Genomic DNA, 16,947 nt, shown 5'->3' with positions numbered 1-16,947 from the left:
GCGGGTGGCTTTTTATTATGCACCCTGCAAACGCCGTTGTGGCTGCGTTGCGTGCACGAACACGGCAAACGTATCCCAGGGTGGCGCAATGGAGAGTTGGCTCAGGATGCGCGCAACCTCGCCTCGGTGAATGCCGGCATGCAGGACCACGTGTGAGACCATTTCGGCGCGAGACATGTAACCTTTGTCGCCATCGGTAAAGGTGAAGGCGACAAATTCGCCAAGCGATACGGGCGATGTTTTCTCGATATAGTCGAGATACCAGCCATCCAGATTTGCAACATCCCTTGCAAGATCAGTCAATTCCGGCGTTGCCTCGGTATTGTCAAAGACAAAGCCATGCGCCGTTCCGGTGAGATGGCCCGCGAAAATTCTCGCGACAACATAATAGTGATTGATCAACCGAATTGCCGCGTGCCGCTGGGAGGCATTTTGCTCGGGATCGAGTTGTAGCAGCTTCTCGAACAAATCCCTGTTCGCCCATGCGTGATAGCCGAGCAGGCTCCTGAGCAGGTCCCTCATGCCAATATCCTTTACATCCTGAAAATGTGAGCACTATGTTTATATTTTCGCCATGGAGGATGCCTTGTCTACTCGCATTGCAAAACAGAAGACCGCGATGCGCAAGGAGCCGCGCCAGGAGCGCTCGAAAGCCACCGTCAATGCCGTCGTCCACGCGGCTGCTCGCATTTTAAGCGATCATGGCTGGGCGGGTTTCACCACCAACAGGGTGGCGGAAATCGCCGGCGTCAGCATCGGCTCGCTCTATCAATATTTCCCGGACAAGATTTCGATTGTCGAAGCGGTGCGCTATCGCCACCTTGAAGATTGCCTTGCGGTCATGAAGAGTATCACTGAGCAACGGCAATCGCTCCTCAAATTCGTTGAAGATCTCGTGGCGGGCATGATTGCTGTCCACAGCCTCCATCCCGGACTTCATAAAGTCCTGCTGGATGACGCACCCATCCACGCGGAAATGAATGACCCCAACAGCGCGTTTGAAAAGGAATATCTTGGTCTTTATTCGGCAGCGATAACGGCCCACCTGCCAGCCGGTTCAACGATGGACAGCCGGACTGCCGCTCTGATCGTGTCCGACGCCATTGACGGCATCATTCACAACGCCGCCAGGCGCGGGGAATTGCAGTCACCCAGGATCAGGCGGGAAATGACCTCACTCGTTCACGCCTACCTGTGTGAGGTAGCGGCCAGGTGAGACCTTATTCCGAAATGATCTTCACCCGCTGGCCGGGCTGAAGCGTGGCGGTGGCGCTCATCGCATTGATCATGCGGAACATATCGAGCTTGCGCTCGGTTCCCATCATTCGCGCCGCGATCGTTGCCACGGTTTCGCCGGGCTTCACCGTCACCACGCGCACGCGCAGCGGCTTCAGCGATGCGATTTCCTGCGGGGTCATCTTGCGGAAACTCGTGCGCAGCACGTTGGCGATGGAATCAAGCTGCGCATTGCCCTTCGGCACCGCCGTCAGGAACCGGAATATCTGCTGGCCGACACGAATGACGGTTACGTCGAAATCCCATTTATCCGCGCTTGCCCGGGCTGTCGCGGCCTCCAGACCGTTGATCTGCGTTTCCTTGACGGTTTCCGGCAGCAGACCGGCAACCCAGCCGCTGGTCAGGTAATTGGCAAGGGTGGTCTGTTTCGGATCGGCAACACCATCAAAACGGATGGCCATATCGCCCGGTCCGGTCGCCAGAACGGCCTCCACCTTATTATCGATGACAAAACCTTCCGGCACGTCAAAACGGATGCCAAGCGTTCCGTGCAGGAACGTCTGCCCGCGGACGTAACCTTCCTGTGGGCTGTCGCCGTAAAGCAGGCCGTCTATGCCATCCAGGAACCAGTCGCGTCCACGATCCCCGACCTGACCGTCCTGGCCGAAGGCACGGGCATGGCGACGCGCAAGCTCGATGCGCTGCGGCGTGTTGGGGTGGCTGGAAAGGAAGTCGAGGCTCTGGTCGTTTTCAGGATCGGCCGAAGAGAAGCGCGCATAGGCCGCCATGGAATCCAAAAAGCGCGGCGAGGCAAAGGGGTCGTAACCGGCCTCGCCCAGCATCCGCACACCGATGACATCCGCCTGCAATTCCTGCTGGCGCGAAAAGGCCGCGAGCCGCAGCTTGCCGCGCGCCAGCGCCTGCTTGCCGGCGAGATCGCTCGACAGCACTTCGGCAACCACGCGGCTTGCAATCACCTCCGCCTCTTCCCGGCGTTGGCGTTCGATGCCGTGATTGGCGGTGACATGGCCCATCTCGTGCGAAAGCACGGCGGCGACTTCCGAAGCATCGTTGGCAAGCGCCAGAAGCCCGCGTGTCACGTAAAGATATCCGCCCGGCAGCGCAAAGGCATTGATGGCCGGCGAGTTGAGGATAGTGATTCGGTAAGACTGTTGCGGATTTTCCGAAACGGCCGTCAGAGCGCCGGCAATACGGGCGACAAGCCGTTCCGTCTTGGCGTCACGATATTCACCGCCATAGCTCGCCACGATGCGCGGATGTTCGCGCGCACCCATCTGGGCGCGGGGATCATTCTTCTGCACCTCTTCCACGGTTTGCGGATTATCCGACGGGCGCAGGGTGGACTGGTAAGCCGGGCTGAAGAGAGACTGGCACGACGACAGGAACACGGCGGACGCCGTCAGCACGGAACAGGCGGCAGCCATCCTGCCCGAACGGCGAAGGCCTGAACGGGAGAAGAGCCTCCACTGTGCAGTCATGCTATTTCTCATTCTCTATGCCTGCCCCTAACGTTCCTGATCATCCGTTAATTGCAGACCAGAATAACAGATTCGCCCCAACGAGCCATGAATGCCGATACGGTAAAAACGATCCATCAAGTCCGGAATATTCCTGAAGAACGCAATAATTCCCGTCTTTTCTCGGGCAACAACTTGAAACTGGCAAGTGCAAATTAGCGCCATTGAAGTCATCTAAAGCGATTGCCAGCGGCACGCGTCGAAAATAAGGCGATCAGCCGTTCAGAAAACTGTCCACCGCCTTCACATTTTGTGTGGCGAAGAAATCTGCGGTCGGGCCTGTGTAGACAACGCGGCCGCGATCAAGAAAAACCACCCGCTGCGCCAGCTTCTTTATGTCGTCCGGATGGTGTGAGACAATAATCACCGTATTTTTTGTTTCGGCATGCAAGTCGAGGAGCAGGGAGGTCATGCCTGCGCGTAGTCCCGGATCGAGCGCGGCAAAGGGCTCATCCAGCAGCATGACCGGTTTTTTCCTCACCAGCGCACGCGCCAGAGCCGCCCTTTGTCTTTCCCCGCCGGAGAGCGTGCCCGGCAGGCGCTTGTCAAAACCAGCAAGACCAACGCGCGCCAGCGCCACCCCGATGCTTTTCCGATCTTCCGCCTGCAATTTCAGCCCCGGACTGACGCCGAGCGCGACATTGGTGAAAATATCGAGATGGGCGAAAAGATTATTGTCCTGAAAGATCGACGACACCGGCCTTTCGGAAGGGTCGAGCGCCGTCATGTCCCGCCGGCCTATCACCACGCGACCGGCATCCGGCGCCTCAAAACCGGCGACCAGATTAAGGAGTGTCGACTTGCCCGAACCGGATGCGCCGACAACGGCGGTCACCTGGCCCTGAGGAAAGCCGCAATCCAGATCGAAATCCTGCGTTCCAAGCCGCAGCCTGACGTTGTCCAGCTGAACCGCGAAATCATCGCCAGTCATATGCTCGCCCTTCCCGCCCGCGCCTCTGCCGATTGCGATTGCCGCGAAACCCCGCCTGCGGCAAGCATCAGGCAGACGACACCGAGGATAAACGCGTATCCGGCGGCGTCATTGGTGCGGTAGCTGCCCATATTGCTATAAACGAGCCATGGCAAGGTGACGAAACTTTCCGAACCGAACAGGGCAACCGCCCCGAGATCGCCGAGGGACAGGGCCATGGCGAAGGAAAACGCCATCGCCAGCGGCCGCCACAAAACCGGCAGATCCGCAAATCTCAGCCGCGCCATCCCCTGCAACCCGAGGCTGGCGGAGAGCCGGCCGGTGCGCAGAAAATGGCTGTTAAAGGCCGGCTCCAACACCCGCATGGCAAGCGGCAGCGCCATCAGCATATTGATGATCGCCACGAGAGCCGGCGCATAAATGCTGACATCACCGAGGGGCCGTAACAATAGAAACCATCCGCTTCCGAGCACAACAGGCGGCACCAGCAGCACAAGCGAAGACCCCGCACCGAGCGTGGCGGATAGAAAGCGCAACGGCTGAACCGCCTGCCGCCGTGAACCAACGGCCTGACGTGCACCGATAATCGCAAAACAGCAGAGCACGACGAGAGTTGCGGAGAGCGCAGCAATGGCAAGGCTGGTGAAGGCCGCGCGCAGGAAGATCGGCGTGATGAGCAGACGCGGCAGGTCGGCCTTCAACCCCGAGACGGTTATCGCGACGAGCGGCAGGCCGATCAGCAGAACCGCAAGATTGATTGCCGCCCCATCCCAAAGACGTGCACCAACCCCTTTGCCATCGAAGCGGCGAAGGGGCCGCCCAAGCGAGGCGATTTCCGCTTCCGGCGATGGCAGAAAGGCAAGAAGGCCGAGCAAGACCGCAGTGAGGGCAATCTGCAAAACCGAAAGCGCGATCGCCCGCTGCGGATCGAAATCGAACCGCAGCGCCTGATAGATCGCCACCTCCAGCGTCGTGGCCGCCGGGCCGCCGCCGAGCAGCAGCACCAGCGTGAAGCTGGTGGCGCACAGCATGAAGACAAGTCCGGCAATGCCGGGAACAAGCCGCGAAATCGCCGGCCATTCGATGAAGCGGAACGTCGAAACCGGCCCCATGCCGAGGCTTGCCGCCATGCGCCAATATTCGCCCGGAATGCGTTCCAGCCCGGCCAGCATCAGCCGCACGCACAGCGGCAGATTGAAGAACACGTGGGCGATAAGAATCCCGGAAAGGCCGTAAATGCTGAAGGGTTGCTCCGCGCCGGCAAAAACGAGAGCCGTATTCAAAACGCCCTGCCTGCCCCATATGGCGATGATGCCGAAGGCGCCGACGATCACCGGCAAACCCATCGGCACCGCCATCAGCCGGATGATCCATATACGCCCCGGAAAGTCGCGTCGCCGCGCAAGCGCCAAAGCCACCGGCAGGCCGAGAACAATGGACAAGAAGGTGGAAAGTGTTGCCTGATAAAGCGTGAAGCGAAGGATACGCAGCGTATAGGCATCCATGATGCTGGCAGCGGATGCGCCGGCATCAAAAGACAGGAGGGCCGCAACGGCGAGCGCCATGAACAGGAAAACGGCGGTAAAGGCCGCCGTCCCGAAAACAACGGATCGCCGGTAATCGCGACGCAGCATCATGGGTAGGTGTGCCTTTTCCTCAATTCATGCTCATGGCGGCAAGCCATTCTTCGACCCAGGCTTTGCGGTTCTTCGCCACCTCTTCCGGGTCCATCAGGAAGGTCTTCTGCGGCACGACGAGTTTGGAAAACGCCTCCGGCAAAGGCTTCGATGTCGCCGCAACCGGCATCATCCAGTTGTTTTCGGGGATCGCATCCTGAAAGCCGGAGGTGAGCGTGAAAGCAAGAAACTGCTTTGCCAATTCCTTGTGCGGCGCGTTTTTGAGAAGGCCGGACACTTCGATCTGGATGTAATGTCCTTCGGAAAAAGCCGCGGCCTGATAACGGTCCGTCTTCTCGGCGACCATGTGATAGGCGGGCGATGTGGTGTAGGAAAGCACCATCGGCACCTCACCCTTGGTGAAGAGACCGTAGGATTCCGACCAGCCCGGTGTGACAGTCAGGATGCGTTTCCTGAGCTTCGCCCATGCTTCCGGGGCCTTGTCCCCATATACCGATTTCACCCAGAGAAGTAGCCCAAGCCCCGGCGTGGAGGTGCGCGGGTCCTGAATGGCGATCTTCTGCGAGGAATCGCCTTCCACCAGTTCCTTCAAGCTCGTCGGCGGGTTTTTTACCGTCTGCGTGTCATAGACGACCGCGAAATGCCCATAATCATAGGGGACGAAGACATCGTCCTCATAGCCGCCCGGCACCTTGGCCGCCGACGTATCGATGCCGCTGACATCGAAAAGGCCGGTCTGTTTCGCTTCCGCGACGAGGTTGGTGTCGAGACCGATGACAACATCCGCCTTGGACCCAGCCCCTTCAAGTTTCAGGCGGTTGAGCAGCGCCACACCATCCGCCACGCCGACGAAATTGACCGTGCAACCACAAACCTTCTCGAAGGCTTCCTTGACCTTCGGACCGGGTCCCCATTCGGAGACGAAGCTCTCATAGGTGTAGACAGTCAGCTCCTGCTTGTCCTGCGCGACGGCAAGGCCGGGCAGAAACATGGAGGCGGCGACGAGGGAATTCAGGAAAAGACGACGGCGCACGGGTATCTCCTCAAAACAAAAAGGGAAATAGCCGCCTGCCTTAAAGCCGTCTAATCCCTCCGCCGGTATGAACCGGATCAGGTTCTTCGGGTTGGCAAGCCTCTCAGCCTTTTGCACGCAAGCACAAAAGACACCCCGTTAGATCAAGATGATGGTGTAGTCCCGCCGTCTGCGATTGGCAAGACGGTGCCGTCAGCCCTGCGCCGTCATATGCACCAGTTCCCAGACGTGACCATCCGGATCCTGAAAACTGCCGGCATACATGAAGCCGTGATCCTGAACGGGTTTCCAGCCGCTGCCACCGGAGGCAAGCGCAGTTGCGATCATCCGGTCGATTTCCTCGCGGCTTCCGGCGGAAAGACAGGTCAGCACTTCGGTGCTACTCTTCGCATCGGCGATATCGCCATTGATGAAATCGCGAAAACGCTCTTCCTGAAGCAGCATCACGAAGATGTTCTCCTCCACGATCATGCAGAGCGTGCGATCGTCGGAATATTCCGGATTGAAGCTGAAACCCAGCGCCGTGAAGAAGTCTCTCGATGTCTCGATATTCTTGACGGGCAGATTGACGAAGATCATGCGCATTTTCTGAACTCCTCCGAACCCGCACAGGAAACGGCAATTCCGCCTCCCTGTCAAAGGCGGATGCCGTTCAATCAGTAAAAGACGGTCCCCTTCAGCCTTCCAGTTCCTCGCGCAGCATCTCCAGCTCCAGCCATTCTTCTTCCATGGTCTCGAGCTTTTCACGCAGCTTGGTCATTTCCTGCGCCAGCGTATTGAATGTGGCTGGATCCTTGGTGAAAAGCGCGGGATCGGCCATGCGCTGCTCGCGTTTTGCGATTTCACCCTGGGCTTTTTCCATCTCCTTCGGCAGATTTTCGAGTGCGAATTTCTGCTTGAACGAAAGCTTACCCTTGGCCTTTGCAGGATCCTGCGAAGCGGAAGTCGAAGGTGCGGCCTTCGCCTTTTCCTGTTTCTCCGCCTTGCGTTTTTCATCTGCCGCGCCCTTGCGCTGCGCCATCATATCAGAATAACCGCCGGCATATTCGATCCAGCGTCCGTCCGGCTGATCCGGAGTGGCGGGCGCGATGGTGGAGGTGACGGTACGGTCAAGAAAATCACGGTCGTGGCTGACGAGGATAACCGTTCCGGAAAAGCCCGCAACGATTTCCTGCAACAGATCAAGCGTTTCGATATCGAGATCGTTGGTCGGCTCGTCGAGGATCAGGAGGTTGGTCGGCCGCGCCAGAATGCGCGCCAGAATAAGCCGGGCACGCTCACCGCCAGAGAGGTTGCGGATCGGCGTGCGGGCCTGTTCCGGCTGGAACAGGAAATCCTTCATGTAACCCGTAACGTGCTTCACTTCGCCATTGACCAGCAGATTGTCGCCGCGGCCGTCAGTCAGGTAATGCGCGAGCGTATCGTTGGGATTGAGATCCTCACGCTTCTGGTCGAGCGTCGCGATTTCCAGATTGGTGCCGAGCTTCACCGTGCCGCTATCGGGCTCAAGCTGGCCGGTCAGCATTTTCAAAAGTGTGGTTTTGCCGGCACCGTTCGGCCCGACGAAACCGATACAATCGCCACGATGCACCCTGAGCGAAAACGGCGCGACGATCACGCGCTCATCGTAAGCCTTGGTGATGGCCTCGGCCTCGATGACCAGCTTGCCGGATTCCCGCACGTCAGAGGCCGTCGCCTGCACGGAGCCCTGCGGCCCCTTGTGGCCGCGATATTCGGCGCGCATGGCCTGAAGTTCGCCGACACGGCGCATGTTGCGCTTGCGTCTCGCGGTCACGCCATAGCGCATCCAGTGTTCTTCGCGCTCAATGGCCTTGCCGAGCTTGTGCTGCTCCAACTCTTCCTCTTCCAGCACCTTGTCACGCCATTCCTCAAAATGGGCAAAACCGCGATTGAGACGGCGGGACTGGCCGCGATCGAGCCACACGGTCGAGGTCGAGACTTTTTCGAGAAAACGCCGGTCGTGCGAAATCAGCACCAGCGCGCTGCGCGTCTGCTGCAACTCGCTTTCAAGCCATTCAATGGTGGGCAGGTCCAGATGGTTGGTCGGCTCGTCCAGCATCAGAATATCAGGCTCAGGCGCCATGACGCGGGCAAGCGCCACACGCCGCGCTTCACCGCCGGAAAGGCTTGCCGGATTTTCCTGTCCCGTCAGGCCGAGATGTTCGAGCAGGTACGTCACCCGATAAGGGTCGTCACCCGGCCCAAGCCCCGCTTCGGCATAGGCCTGAACGGTATCGTAACCGGCAAAATCCGGTGCCTGCTCCAGATAACGGATGGTAGCGGAAGGGTGGCGGAAAACCTCGCCCGACTGTGCCTCGACCAGCCCGGCAGCAATCTTCATCAGGGTCGATTTGCCGGAACCATTACGCCCGACAAGGCAGATGCGGTCGCCCGGCTCCACCTGAAAATTGGCGCCGTCGAGCAGCGGGGTCACGCCGAAAGTCAGCTTGATATCGTCGAGTTTCAAAAATGGGGGTGCCAAGGCGTCAGGCTCCGGTCAGATCATAAGGGCGGGCGAGGACGATGGCTTTGCCGCTTTTCAGCGAGAAATGCACAGGGCCGCCATTCGCGACATTGGAAATAGTGCGGGAAGAGCCGAAAGCAAGCGCGAAATCGTCAAGCGGATAACGCACATTGCCGATATCAAGGCCCGCAAGGGCGGTTAATCCGGCTACGGAAAACAGCGAACCGGCCGGCAGATCGACATCAAGCGAACCGGGAAGCAGTGGCTGCGCCTCCTCGTCGCCTGACGTCAGTGTCACGTCGAGACCCCGTTCGGCAAGCGCCACCGCATAAAGAAGATGTTGTAGCGCATGGTCGCTTCTCTCGCCTCCAAGCGCCCCCACCAGCAGCAGCGAAGACGCGCCACGGCAGAGTGCTTCCGAGACCGCGATCTCGCCATCCGTCACGGCCTTTGCGGCGGGGTAAGGCTGCCGCTCCACATCTGGCCAGGCGCCCAGCAGCTCTTCGCTGGCGGAATCGAAATCCCCCACCCAAAGCTCCGGCGCAAGACCGAGTGGTCCGGCATGGCGCATGCCGCCATCGGCCGCGATCACGCGGCTATCCGCAACCGCCAGCTTCAGGCGGTCGGTCACCGTGACATCGCCGCCAAGCAGAATGGTGAAACGCTCTTTATCCATGCCCTGCCTTATCTCACCTCAGCCAAAAAGGGAAAGCCGAAACCCGATGAAATCAGCCTATATTGATTTTCGCCGGCTTCGGGATTATGAAACGCTTCAGTGGTGATTTGCCGACCGGCTTGCAGCCACTTTAAAGAAGTCGCTAAAGGGTCGAGGAAAAAGGCAATTTCCTGGGACCGGCTGCGATTTCGCTGCCGGTTTTTTTGTTTTCGCAACGTTCTTTACGTCATCCGAAAAGAGAGTTCGACATGCCGATCAAGATTCCCGATACGCTTCCCGCCTTTGAGACCCTCGTTCATGAGGGCGTGCGGGTCATGACCGAAACGGCGGCCATCCGGCAGGATATCCGCCCGCTCCAGATCGGGCTTCTCAACCTCATGCCGAACAAAATCAAGACGGAAGTGCAGATGGCCCGCCTCGTCGGCGCCTCGCCGTTGCAGGTGGAGTTTTCGCTGATCCGTATCGGCGGCCACCGCGCCAAGAACACGCCTGAAGAACATCTTCTGTCCTTCTATGAGACGTGGGAAGAAGTGCGCCACCGCAAGTTCGACGGTTTCATCATCACCGGCGCGCCCATCGAGATGCTGGACTATGAAGATGTGACCTACTGGAACGAGATGCAGAAAATTTTTGAATGGACGCAAACCAACGTCCATTCGACGCTGAATGTCTGCTGGGGCGCGATGGCGGCCATCTACCATTTCCACGGGGTGCCGAAATACGAGTTGAAGGAAAAGGCGTTCGGTGTTTATCGTCACCGCAATCTCTGCCCGTCATCGATCTATCTGAGCGGCTTTTCGGACGATTTCCAGGTTCCAGTCTCACGCTGGACGGAAGTGCGCCGCGCCGACATCGAAAAACACCCCGAACTTGAAATCCTGATGGAGTCAGAGGAAATGGGCGTGTGTCTGGTGCATGAGAAGGCCGGCAACCGGCTCTACATGTTCAACCATGTCGAATATGATTCAACCTCGCTTTCGGATGAATATTTCCGCGACGCGAATGCCGGTGTGCCCATCAAGCTGCCGCATGATTATTTTCCGCACAACGACCCGGAACTAGCTCCGCTGAACCGCTGGCGCAGCCATGCCCATCTGTTTTTCGGCAACTGGATCAACGAGATATACCAGACGACGCCTTACGATCTCGAATCCATCGGCAAACTCGCCGCGTAAATTGCGGATTGCGAATTGCCGGGAAATGACGCAACGTCCGCCCGGCAATTCATGGCAATCGGGAGAATGATGCAATGAGCGACGGGGCAGCACGGGAAAATTTCGGTTTCACGGCAACCGGCGAAAAGGTCGAACGCGTCACCATCTCGAAGGGCGGATTGACGGCCAAGGTCATTACCTGGGGCGCAGTCATTCAGGATCTGCGCCTCGATGGTCACCAGCCGCCGCTCGTTCTGGGCTTCGATAAATTCGAGGACTACAAATATTCCTCCTATTTCGGCGCCACCCCTGGCCGCAATGCCAACCGCATCGGTGACGGCAAATTCTCCATCGACGGGCATGAATACCAGCTGGAGCTGAACGAAAAGGGCGTAACCCATCTGCATGGCGGCAGCGACGGCATGGGCAAACGCAACTGGATGCTGATGGAGCATGGCGAAAGCCATGCCGTTCTGCAGATCATCGATCCCGACGGCCGCGCCGGTTATCCCGGCAACTGCACGGTCACCGCCACCTATACGATCCTCGACGGCGGCGTGCTTTCGGTGGTCTATGAAACGGTGACCGACAAGCCGACCATCGCCAATGTTTGCCAGCACTCCTATTTCAACCTCGACGGTGCGGATACCGCTCTTGGGCATGAGATCAGCATCGCCGCTGATTTTTACCTGCCGACCAACGACAAACAGATACCGACCGGCGAAATCCGCTCCGTTGAAGGCACCGTCTTTGACCTGCGCCAGCCGACGCCGATGCGGCGCAAGGAGGATGGCGAGCAGGTTCTCTACGATCACAATTTCTGCCTCTCGCCCGAGCGCCGCGCAAAACGCAAGGTTGCCCGCGCCTATTCCCCGGCCTCGGATATCGCCCTTGAGGTTCACACCACCGAACCCGGTGTGCAGTTCTATTCGGCCTTCAAGCTGAACGTTGCGGTTCCCGGCCTCGATGGCCGCCACTATGGTCCCTTTGCCGGTTTCTGCCTGGAAACGCAGATTTGGCCTGATGCCGTTAATCACCCTGATTTTCCGCACGCGATCCTGCGGCCGGGCGAAACCCTGCGTCAGGAAACAGATTATATTTTCAAGAAAGGCTGAGCGGATGGGCTGGATCAGTCCAGCACGCAGCCAACATAGGCGCCCGAGGCCCGGGCGCGCCGCTCGATAAGGCCAGCCAGCCGTTGCAGACCACGACCCGGTTTGCTGGCGACCCGGTCAATGGGATTGGGCAGGGAAACGGCAAGCAGCGCTGCCTGACGGGAACTGAGCTTTGCCGCCGGCACCTTGAAATGATGCTGCGCGGCGGCCTCGATGCCATAAATGCCCGGCCCCCATTCGGCAACGTTGAGATAAATCTCCATCATCCGTTTTTTGGACCAGACGAAATCCGCCGCAATCGCCAGCGGCAGTTCCAGTCCTTTACGCAGGAAAGAACGGCCGTTCCATAAAAACAGGTTCTTGGCTGTCTGCATTGGAATGGTGCTGGCACCGCGAGTGGAGGCCCCATCGAGCGCATTGCTGACCACGGATTGCATCTGGTTCCAGTCCACACCGCCGTGGAAACAGAATTGCCCGTCTTCCGACATCATCACGGATTGCACAAGGCGCGGAGAAATATCCTCAAGCGGCACCCAGCGCCGGTCATAGCCCTGCAAGGTTACCAGATCGGCAAGCATCAGCGTCGAGACCGGCCGGAAGAACGGCAGTGCATAGACCGGGATCAGCAGATAGGGCAGGATCAGCAAAGCCAGCAAGGTCATGATAATGCGCTTTGCCAACGTGCGAAAATCCACCTTCGGACTGCTCCGGTCTTCTGCCAGCACGGCGTAATCTGCGTCGCTTTCAGGCGTACTGCTCAATATCCGTCTCAGCCCCGCGCCAATCGAAGCCTTTCATAGTCCATTGCCGCCTTCAAGGCGAGTCTGGTCAAACAGTTACGCCCGGGAATCACGAAAAGGTTGCCTGGCCCCGCGCGGCATGTCAAAGAGCGCGGCATGGACGCTCAGATGACGAATTTCGAAACGAGGCTGCGCGAAAACGCGGCAAAAACCGAAGCCTTGCTTGGCCGCCTGCTTTCCGGTGAAGCGCGCGCAGACGAGATCACGCGTCCGCAAAACCTGCTCGACGCCATGCGCCATGGCGTGCTGAACGGCGGCAAACGCCTGCGGCCCTTCCTCGTCATCGAAAGCGCAGCCCTTCTGGGCGGAGACGCCGAAGCTGCCCATTATGTCGGCGCGGCGCTGGAATGCCTGCATTGTTATTCGCTTGTGCATGACGACCTGCCGGCCATGGATGATGATGACCTGCGCCGCGGCCAGCCGACGGTGCACCGCAAATTCGATGAGGCGACCGCCATTCTCGCCGGCGACAGCCTGTTGACGCTCGCCTTCGATATTATCGCCTCGGATGAAAACCCGCTCGCGGCCGAGCGCAAGGCCGCGCTCGTGCTTTCGCTTGCCCGCGCAGCCGGCATCGGCGGCATGGCCGGCGGACAGGCGTTTGATCTTGCTGCGGAAAAAAAGGCGCCCGATGAAGCTGGCATCATTACATTGCAGGCTATGAAAACCGGCGCTTTGCTGCGTTTCGCCTGTGAGGCTGGCGCGATCATTTCCGGAAGCGACGTCTCCGAACGGCAAAGGCTACGCCTCTTCGGCGAAAAAATCGGCCTCGCCTTCCAGCTCGCCGATGATCTTCTCGATCTCACTGCCGATGCCGCCACCATGGGCAAGGCAACCGGCAAGGATGCCGCACGCGGCAAGGGAACATTGGTCGCCTTGCGCGGCGAAGACTGGGCGCGCGCCAAGCTGCAGGAACAGGTAACGGAAGCCAGTGACCTCCTGGCCCCCTATGGCGAAAAGGCCGCAATTCTCATCGCGGCCGCAAGGTTCATTGCCGAACGGAAAAGCTGAGCCGGTTTCCCCGCTCAGCCCCCTATGCCCAATCAGCCCTTGAGAGGCGAAATCAGCACTTCAACGCGACGGTTCTGAGCGCGACCGTCAGGGGTTGCATTCGATGCGATCGGCTGCGAAGCACCGAAACCAAGCGTCGAAATACGGCGCTGATCGACGCCGCGCGCACCGAGATAATTGGCAACCGAAGCGGCACGACGCTCCGAGAGGCCCTGATTGTAATCGGCGCGGCCGGTAGAATCGGTGTGACCGTTGATGTCGATCAGCGTGCGGTTGAACTTGTTCAGCACGATTCCGACGGAATCAAGCGTTTGATAGAAGGGCGGGATGACTTGGTCCTGATCCGTCGCAAAGGTTATGTTCGACGGCATGTTGAGGACGATGCTGTCGCCGCGGCGGGAAACCGAAACGCCCGTACCCTGAAGCTGGGCGCGAAGCTCAGCTTCCTGACCATCCATATAATTGCCGATGGCGCCGCCGGCGAGTGCACCGATGCCCGCACCGATGAGCGCGGCATTACGGCGACCGGTCGGCGAACCGCCGACAGCCAGACCACCGAGCGCGCCAACCACGGCGCCGATGCCGGCACCACCAGCGGTGTTCGACATCTTCTGCTCGCCCGTATAGGGATCGGTGGTGGTGCAGGCGGAAAGATAGGTCCCGCAAAGGGCGACGATCGCGATTTTTTTGATCATGTGTTTTGATGCTCCGAGAGGTTCAGGAGGTATGACAGTGGAATTTCGGGCCTTTGAGGATACTCATTACTCCGCCGCGTCTTTCCGGCCGAAACGCTTTTCGATGTAATCGGCCACAAGCGCTTCGAAATCACCGGCAATGTTGGGACCACGCAGGGTGAGCGCCTTTTCCCCGTCGATGAAGACCGGCGCTGCCGGGCTTTCGCCGGTTCCGGGCAGGGAAATGCCGATATCGGCATGTTTGCTTTCACCCGGGCCATTGACGATGCAGCCCATGACGGCGACGTTCAATGCCTCGACGCCGGGATATTTTTCACGCCAGACCGGCATGTTCTTGCGAATATCGTTCTGGATATTCTGCGCCAGTTCCTGAAAGACGGTGGACGTGGTGCGCCCGCAGCCGGGACATGCCGCAACGACCGGAATGAACTGCCGGAAGCCCATGACCTGCAGCAATTCCTGCGCCACCTGCACCTCGCGGGTGCGGTCGCCATTCGGCTCCGGCGTCAGAGACACGCGGATCGTATCGCCGATACCGTGCTGCAAGACGTAACCCATGGCGGCAGACGAGGCGACGATGCCCTTGGAACCCATGCCGGCTTCGGTCAAGCCCAGATGCAGGGCGTGGTTGGACCGCTCCGACAACATGGAATAAACGGCGATCAGGTCCTGCACCTGGCTGACCTTGGCCGACAGGATGATGCGGTTGCGCGGCAGGCCGATCTCTTCGGCAAGCTCGGCGGAAATCAGCGCCGACTGGACGATGGCCTCACGCGTGACCTGACGGGCGGAGAGCGGAAAACCCTCTTCCTTGTTACGGTCCATCAGCGTGGTCAGCAATTCCTGATCGAGCGACCCCCAGTTGACGCCGATGCGGACGGGCTTGTCATAACGGATCGCCATTTCGACGATTTCGCCGAACTGCTTGTCCTTCTTGTCCTTGAAACCGACATTGCCGGGATTGATGCGGTATTTCGCCAGCGCCTCGGCGCAGGCCGGATGATCGGCCAGAAGCTTGTGACCGATATAATGGAAATCGCCGATCAGCGGCACATCCATGCCGAGACGCAGCAGCCGCTCGCGGATTTTCGGCACGGCGGCAGCGCTCTCGTCGCGGTCAACGGTAATACGCACCATTTCCGAACCGGCCTGGAAAAGTGCCGCCACTTGGCTGACGGTGGCGTCGATATCCGCGGTATCGGTATTGGTCATCGACTGCACGACGACGGGCGCACCGCCACCAACGATGACGCCGCCCACGTCGACGGCGACGGATGCGCGGCGGGGCTTTGGATCGTAATCGGCGTGTGACGTCATGGCGGTCTCTGGAGCTTGCGGCAAGGTCTGGCAATTGAGGTGAAACAAGGGGGCCTGCTTGTCAACACCCAACGCATAAGAGCTTCTACTTTACCGCAATCATGGCAAAATTCGAGACGCCTATTCTTTCCCAGCTCCATCCGCATGTCGGGCGAGCCGCGAAAGCAGCAAAACCACCACATGCAACAACGGCAGCGCGAGGAAGACACTGGCGAGGCCCGTATGTTCGGCAATGAAACCGATGGCGGACGGCGCCACCAGAATGCCGGAGTACCCCATGGTGGTGACGACGGAAAGCCCGATTCCCGGCGCCAGCCCCGGCATGTTGCCCGCCGCCGAAAAGGCGATGGGCACCATGTTGGAAATGCCGATGCCGGCAATGGCGAAGCCGATAATCACGAAAGTGGAGCTTCCCGCAAGACCGGCAATCAAGAGACCGGTGATCGACATGACCGAGCAGAACCGCAGGGTGTTGACCGCACCGAACCGGTCACGCACCAGATCGCCGGCAAAACGCATGGCCGCCATGGTCATGGAGAAAGCCGCAAAGGCAAAACCGGACTGCGAGACGGAAGCACCCAGTTCATTGCGCAGATAAAGCGCACCCCAATCGAGGATGGCACCCTCCGGCACCATAGAAAACAGCGCCATCAGGCCGATGATCCACGGCAGCGGCGTCAGCGGCAAGCCGCCTTTCGGACGTTCGGCCTCGGCATGCGGACGATCCGCGAGAACCCGCGGCCAGGCAATAACCAGCAAAACAAGCGCGATGACGGTCAACGCAATGGCATGGCCCTGTACACCGATTGCCGTGATGAGATAACCGCCAAGACCGGCCCCGATCAGGCCGCCAAGGCTCCAGAAGGCGTGGCAGGACGACATGATCGCCCGGCGCATGTTCCGCTCCACTGCCACGGCATTGGCGTTCATGGCGACATCCATCGCCCCCGTGAGACCGCCAAACAGGAAGACTGCGATCACACCCGCCCAGATCGTGCCGGCCCAGGAGATGAAAAGCAGTGTCGGCAAGAAGATCGCCGCAGTGACGAGGCTCACCGTACGCGAACCGAAACGGGCGATCTGCGAACCGGCAATCGGCATGAAAACCAGCGAACCGATACCGAAAACCAGAATGATCAGGCCAAGCGCGCTTTCACTGAGCGACAGGCGCGCCGCAAATTCCGGAATCTTGGGCGCCCAGGACCCCATCATGAAACCGTTCATCAAAAACAGCAGGGAGACACCCAGCCTGTGCCGCGTCAGATAAGATGAGCGAATGCCTGTCGGCGAAAATGTCGTGGGGCCATTCATCGGCAATA

Annotated in this window: 16 protein-coding genes and 2 riboswitches; of the genes, 4 read left to right on the top strand and 12 right to left on the bottom strand. The window is 59.3% G+C overall.

All coding sequences use genetic code 11. The annotated features are described in order from the left end of the window. Positions 1-15 precede the first annotated feature (15 nt). On the bottom strand, positions 16-522 hold the full coding sequence (locus tag AKG12_RS10320) for a DinB family protein (RefSeq protein WP_052818718.1): 507 nt from the start codon (positions 520-522) through the stop codon (positions 16-18). 97 nt (positions 523-619) lie between these two features. On the opposite strand from AKG12_RS10320, the gene AKG12_RS10315 reads away from it, so the two are divergent. After that, a complete protein-coding gene (locus AKG12_RS10315) occupies positions 620-1,216 on the top strand; it encodes a TetR/AcrR family transcriptional regulator (protein WP_052818836.1) in 597 nt (198 codons plus the stop codon). A 4-nt stretch (positions 1,217-1,220) separates the two neighbouring features. Here AKG12_RS10315 and AKG12_RS10310 read toward each other — a convergent pair whose 3' ends face one another. From AKG12_RS10310 to AKG12_RS10275, 7 genes are all read right to left on the bottom strand, one after another. Beyond that, a complete protein-coding gene (locus tag AKG12_RS10310) occupies positions 1,221-2,735 on the bottom strand; it encodes a M48 family metalloprotease (RefSeq protein ID WP_175414525.1) in 1,515 nt (504 codons plus the stop codon). A gap of 253 nt (positions 2,736-2,988) precedes the next feature. Beyond that, entirely contained in the window at positions 2,989-3,705 is a 717-nt protein-coding gene (locus AKG12_RS10300) for a thiamine ABC transporter ATP-binding protein (RefSeq protein WP_046799600.1), read from the bottom strand. After that, a complete protein-coding gene (gene thiP / locus AKG12_RS10295; RefSeq protein ID WP_052818717.1) occupies positions 3,702-5,342 on the bottom strand; it encodes a thiamine/thiamine pyrophosphate ABC transporter permease ThiP in 1,641 nt (546 codons plus the stop codon). The genes AKG12_RS10300 and thiP overlap by 4 nt, the downstream gene beginning before the upstream one ends. A 19-nt stretch (positions 5,343-5,361) precedes the next feature. Further along, complete coding sequence (thiB, locus tag AKG12_RS10290; RefSeq protein ID WP_082178789.1) at positions 5,362-6,375, bottom strand: thiamine ABC transporter substrate binding subunit; 1,014 nt, start codon at positions 6,373-6,375, stop codon at positions 5,362-5,364. Positions 6,376-6,412: 37 nt separating this feature from the next. After that, positions 6,413-6,523: riboswitch (TPP riboswitch) on the bottom strand. Positions 6,524-6,567: 44 nt separating this feature from the next. Then, positions 6,568-6,960 (bottom strand): VOC family protein, encoded by a 393-nt coding sequence (locus AKG12_RS10285; protein ID WP_046799603.1) that lies wholly within the window; start codon positions 6,958-6,960, stop codon positions 6,568-6,570. 91 nt (positions 6,961-7,051) lie between these two features. Further along, positions 7,052-8,878, bottom strand: coding sequence for an ABC-F family ATP-binding cassette domain-containing protein (locus tag AKG12_RS10280; RefSeq protein ID WP_052818716.1), 1,827 nt, complete (start codon positions 8,876-8,878; stop codon positions 7,052-7,054). Between the two features lie 4 nt (positions 8,879-8,882). Next, complete coding sequence (locus AKG12_RS10275; protein WP_052818715.1) at positions 8,883-9,536, bottom strand: thiamine diphosphokinase; 654 nt, start codon at positions 9,534-9,536, stop codon at positions 8,883-8,885. Between the two features lie 89 nt (positions 9,537-9,625). After that, a riboswitch (SAM riboswitch) is annotated at positions 9,626-9,702 on the top strand. A gap of 82 nt (positions 9,703-9,784) precedes the next feature. Here AKG12_RS10275 and metA point away from each other — a divergent pair. Then, complete coding sequence (metA, locus tag AKG12_RS10270) at positions 9,785-10,711, top strand: homoserine O-acetyltransferase MetA (RefSeq protein WP_046799606.1); 927 nt, start codon at positions 9,785-9,787, stop codon at positions 10,709-10,711. A gap of 74 nt (positions 10,712-10,785) precedes the next feature. Then, positions 10,786-11,805 carry an aldose epimerase family protein gene (locus AKG12_RS10265; RefSeq protein WP_052818714.1) on the top strand — a complete coding sequence of 340 codons (1,020 nt, stop codon included), beginning with the start codon at positions 10,786-10,788 and terminating at the stop codon, positions 11,803-11,805. 14 nt (positions 11,806-11,819) lie between these two features. On the opposite strand, the gene mtgA is transcribed toward AKG12_RS10265, so the two are convergent. Beyond that, positions 11,820-12,566 carry a monofunctional biosynthetic peptidoglycan transglycosylase gene (gene mtgA / locus AKG12_RS10260; RefSeq protein ID WP_080841833.1) on the bottom strand — a complete coding sequence of 249 codons (747 nt, stop codon included), beginning with the start codon at positions 12,564-12,566 and terminating at the stop codon, positions 11,820-11,822. Between the two features lie 135 nt (positions 12,567-12,701). Here mtgA and AKG12_RS10255 point away from each other — a divergent pair, with 135 nt between their 5' ends. Then, positions 12,702-13,616: a polyprenyl synthetase family protein gene (locus AKG12_RS10255; protein ID WP_052818713.1), complete on the top strand. Its 915-nt coding sequence runs from the start codon at positions 12,702-12,704 to the stop codon at positions 13,614-13,616. 32 nt (positions 13,617-13,648) lie between these two features. Here AKG12_RS10255 and AKG12_RS10250 read toward each other — a convergent pair whose 3' ends face one another. The 3 genes from AKG12_RS10250 to AKG12_RS10240 all read right to left on the bottom strand — a co-directional run bounded on the left by AKG12_RS10250 (position 13,649) and on the right by AKG12_RS10240 (position 16,939). After that, positions 13,649-14,311, bottom strand: a complete 663-nt coding sequence (locus AKG12_RS10250; protein WP_046799609.1) for a YiaD family glycine zipper/OmpA-like lipoprotein — start codon at positions 14,309-14,311, stop codon at positions 13,649-13,651. 66 nt (positions 14,312-14,377) lie between these two features. Further along, a complete protein-coding gene (ispG, locus tag AKG12_RS10245) occupies positions 14,378-15,628 on the bottom strand; it encodes a flavodoxin-dependent (E)-4-hydroxy-3-methylbut-2-enyl-diphosphate synthase (RefSeq protein ID WP_046799610.1) in 1,251 nt (416 codons plus the stop codon). A 120-nt stretch (positions 15,629-15,748) separates the two neighbouring features. Continuing rightward, a complete protein-coding gene (locus AKG12_RS10240; protein WP_052818712.1) occupies positions 15,749-16,939 on the bottom strand; it encodes an MFS transporter in 1,191 nt (396 codons plus the stop codon). Positions 16,940-16,947: the final 8 nt, after the last annotated feature.

It is taken from the genome of Agrobacterium sp. SUL3, from assembly GCF_001263295.1.
Taxonomy (GTDB): Bacteria; Pseudomonadota; Alphaproteobacteria; order Rhizobiales; family Rhizobiaceae; genus Agrobacterium; species Agrobacterium tomkonis.
Note: the sequence above shows the minus strand (reverse complement) of the source record. Positions and strands in the feature narration are given on the sequence as shown.